The following is a 3,721-nucleotide window of genomic DNA, read 5'->3' on the forward strand; positions in this document are numbered from 1 at the left end:
GCACCAACTGCCGGATCAACGTCCCGAGATCATCACTCGACCCCCGCGAATCACGCTGCAGCTGCGACAGCGTCTGCGCACCCATGTCGAACTTCATCAAGCCTCCCCCGTCGGGTTGCTACGGCGGACCGTGCCCGATCCACCTCATAACTCCCTTCCATCTCTATCAACCCCGTAGTTGCCTGTGCAATCGAGGTCCCCGTCACTCACAGAAGCACCACAACTCGGCCGGGATCCCGTTACCTGCCGACGTCCGCCGCCGGGGACTACGTCTCCCGAGTCTCCGGAATCGCATCATGCAACTCCGTCACAGCGCGTTCACCGGGCTTGACCGCGAGGAGGCGGCGGGCGGCATCCAGGGCCCACGTCGCGTCGACGCGATGGGCCGCTGCGATCATCAGCGCCAGCTGCAGGCCGAGGTCGTACGACGGTTGTTCCTCGGCGAGCCTCGCGATGCCGCGCTCCACCGGGGCTTTGACGGCAGGCAGAAGAACAGCGACGAGTTCCCGACGCAGCAACGAACTGACGTGCCGGTCGAACTGCACGCGGTCCGCTACATTCAGCAGAGCCTCGGCCGCCTGCCGTCGCCCGGTCGCCGTGCCGCGCTCCTCGACCATGTCGGCACTGTCCCCCACGGCGTCGGCGAGCACCCCGAAGGTGTCGTCCTGGCCGTGCAGCCGGTCGTACGAGGCTCCACGCCATGCGGCGGATTCCGGCGACCGAGCAGCCTGGACCACCGCTTCGTACCCGACCGCGTCCGCCCATCGGGTGAGCGCGACACAGGCCAGAAAGCGCCCTGCCGGATCCTCGTCCGGATCCCGCAGAACCTCTTTCAGTGCCTCGGAACGCTCCTGGTAGCCACCGTCGAGCCCGTCGCTGATGACGTCATCGGGATCGGCGGCCGTACCGTCGAAGTCCACGAAGAGCAGTTCGGCGACTCTGGCGCTCGGCTCCCAGGAACCTTGGCTGTCGGACAATCGGTACTCCTGTGCTCAGGTCGGCTCGCCGGATCACGTTATCCGGCTGGTCACGGCGTCTTGGTCGTCGGGTAGGGCCCCGTCACGTAGTCCTTCGGGACGACCCCGCTGATCAACCATTCGCCGTCGCGTCGGGTGTTGAGCAGCGCCATGACCCTGCGGTGCACCTTGCTGGTCTTGCCCTTGCTCAGACCGAGGTCGTTGACGAACTTGGTCACCGCGTCGGTGTCCGTCGGCTTGAGTGTCGCCGGCACCTCGACATCCTTGCCCGCCGTCTTGGTGATCTCGTCGTTGATGCTCCGCTGGATCTGCTCAGGACGCAGGATCTCCACGTTGTGGACCTTGCCGGCCTCGATGTCCGCCTGCAGCCGCCGGTAGTCGATGCTGACTTCCTGGGCCCCGTAGACCTTTCCGGTCCCGTCCTTCGGCGCGAAGGAAGTGAACTGGCTCGATTCCTTGGCCTTGGGGTTCGCGCCGCCCAGCACGTGCTCGAGTGGCGTGATCTTTCCGTCCGGATTGGCCGGCACGATGCCGGTGTCCGGATCGAACCGCGACTTGCGCAGCCCGTACTGGTTGTGGGTGGCGCTGAAGTCGTCGTCCTGCCGGATGAGAGGGGGCTCGTCTTCCTCCGGGGCCTTGGGCGGAGTCTCGTCCGTGGCTGATGCCACGCCGTCGCCGTCCGCCCCGCCGTCCGCCCCGCCTGGCGCGTCGTCGGCGTGATCCGCAGCGGAAGAGCCGCCGTCGGCGTTGTGTTCGGCGGGGTTGTCCGCACCGTCACCGTGCGGGGGTGCGTCATCGCCGTGCGGGGCCACGTCCTCGCCACGCGAGGGCACATCGTCACCGTGCGACGGGGCCACGTCCTCGCCACGCGAGGGCACATCGTCCCCGTGTCCGCCGACGGGCGGGTCGCTGGAGGGTGAGCCACCGGGCAGGCCGTCGCCAGGCTGCGCGGGTACGCCTTCACTGCCGGAGGAGTGGCCCGCACTGCTCGCCGTGTTGTCGCCGGCGCCGACCAGAGCCGGTTCCTTGAGCGGGGCGTCGACCTGCGACACTCCCGCACTTGCCGTCGGCGTGGTGTCGGCCGTGTTGACGACCGTCTCCGCGGGCGCCTGGTCGGCATGCTGGACGACACTGCCCTGGCTGTCCAGGAGGTTCCCGTCACCGTCCAGGTACTGGGCGGGGACGCCTTCGGACGTCGGCAGGTTGACCGTGCCCTCCGGCAGCGCCACCGCCTGCTCCGGCAGCCGCACGGTCCCGTCGGGGAGTCTGGTGGCACCCTCGGGGACGGCCGCGCCCTCCGGGAGCCGTACCGTACCGTCCGGAAGCGTCAGCGAGCCCTCGGGCAGGGTGACGGCGTTGTCCGGGAGGGTGGGGATGTCGACGTTGCCGACGCCCCTGAGGCCCCTGACGATGTCGCCGATCTTCGACAGACCCGCGCCCGCGCCCTTGGCGATGTAGGTCATCGGGTCGATGATCCGGCCCGCCTTGCCCGCCACCGACAGCACCTTGGCCACCGCACCGGCCTTGCTCACGCCCGCTGCGGCGGCACCCGCACCACCGGTGAAGACAGTGGTGAGCACATTGAAGGTGACCGCGCCGGCCGCCCGGGCAGGGTTGTCGCCCCACTGGTCCCACGCCACCAGGGCCTTGCCGGTCTCCTTCATCGCCGTACGCGAATCACGCAGCCAGGAGGGCATCTTGTCGTCCGGCAGCGTCCAGAACAGCGTGCCCGCACCGGGAATGACGGAGACCACCAGACCCGTGGCCAGTTGGGCGAGGCCCTTCCATGCCTGGCCCATCGCCTCCAAGCCGTTGAAACCGAGCAGCGTGCCCAGGCCCTTGATGGTGCCCCAGATACCGTCGACGATCAGGCCGTCCCAGAAGAACGACTTCAGCCAGTGGCCGATCTCCCACCAGTGGTGCTTCTCCTCGACCGGGTCACCCCAGGGAAGCTTCGCGTCCTTCAGGTCCTCGGCGTTGAAGCCGTACTGGTCCTTGCGGTCGGAGCCGTCACCGGCGACCATCTGCGTGCCGCCCCACAACGCGGTGATCTTGTTGTGGCAGGTGCGTTCCGCCGCCCAGAACGCCGCCACCGTCGCGGTGATGTCGTCCCGGATCTGGTTGTGCTCGTCGACCTTGTCGCCGTCGTACTCCCACTCGTCGTCGTCCTTGACCGACGCGATGAACGTCGTCGCGTCCGCCTTCAACTGCTTCAGTTTGTCGACAAGGGGACGAATCTCCGTGGCGTACGACGACAACGCCCCGGACACCGTCTCCAGGTCGTCCCCGAACGTGTCCGCACGGTCCTTGACCGGCTTGGTCGTCGCGAACAGCTTCTCGGCCTCGGGAGCCGTGTAGTACGCGGACAGGCCCTGGAACTGGGAGTGCACGTCCCCGCCGGCCTTGCGGACCTCACCCGCGTCCTTCTTCAGGTCCGCGTGGTCGGTCTCCAGTTGGGCCAAGTCGCCCGTGAACTGAGGAATCTGATCCGGCTTGATCACGCCTTGCCCACTCCCGGCATGTCCAGCTTCGGCTCGGCCAACGCATTGCGCTGCGCCTCCGTGGCCATCTCCTGGTCGCCGTTCAGATACGCCGTCGTCGCGTCCACCGCACCCTGCAGGGACTTGCCCGCCCGGGCCGCCACGTACTGCAGGTCCTTCGACGCACGCTCCGCATACTGCGACAACGCAAGGGCGACCAGGCCACCCGCGGCCTTCTCGCCACCCTCGCCGCCACCGCCACCC

General features: G+C 68.2%; 3 protein-coding genes. All 3 read right to left on the reverse strand.

What is annotated here, in order from left to right; all coding sequences use genetic code 11:
• Positions 1 to 266: 266 nt before the first annotated feature.
• Complete coding sequence (locus ADK57_RS10590) at positions 267 to 920, reverse strand: hypothetical protein (RefSeq protein ID WP_159050036.1); 654 nt, start codon at positions 918 to 920, stop codon at positions 267 to 269.
• Positions 921 to 1,027: 107 nt separating this feature from the next.
• Positions 1,028 to 3,478 carry a hypothetical protein gene (locus tag ADK57_RS51005; protein ID WP_234390112.1) on the reverse strand — a complete coding sequence of 817 codons (2,451 nt, stop codon included), beginning with the start codon at positions 3,476 to 3,478 and terminating at the stop codon, positions 1,028 to 1,030.
• A partial coding sequence (locus tag ADK57_RS10600) for a DUF6507 family protein (protein ID WP_053749142.1) occupies positions 3,475 to 3,721 on the reverse strand: 247 nt, incomplete at its 5' end. The genes ADK57_RS10600 and ADK57_RS51005, both read right to left, overlap by 4 nt.

This window comes from Streptomyces sp. MMG1533, assembly GCF_001279775.1.
Taxonomy (GTDB): Bacteria; Actinomycetota; Actinomycetes; order Streptomycetales; family Streptomycetaceae; genus Streptomyces.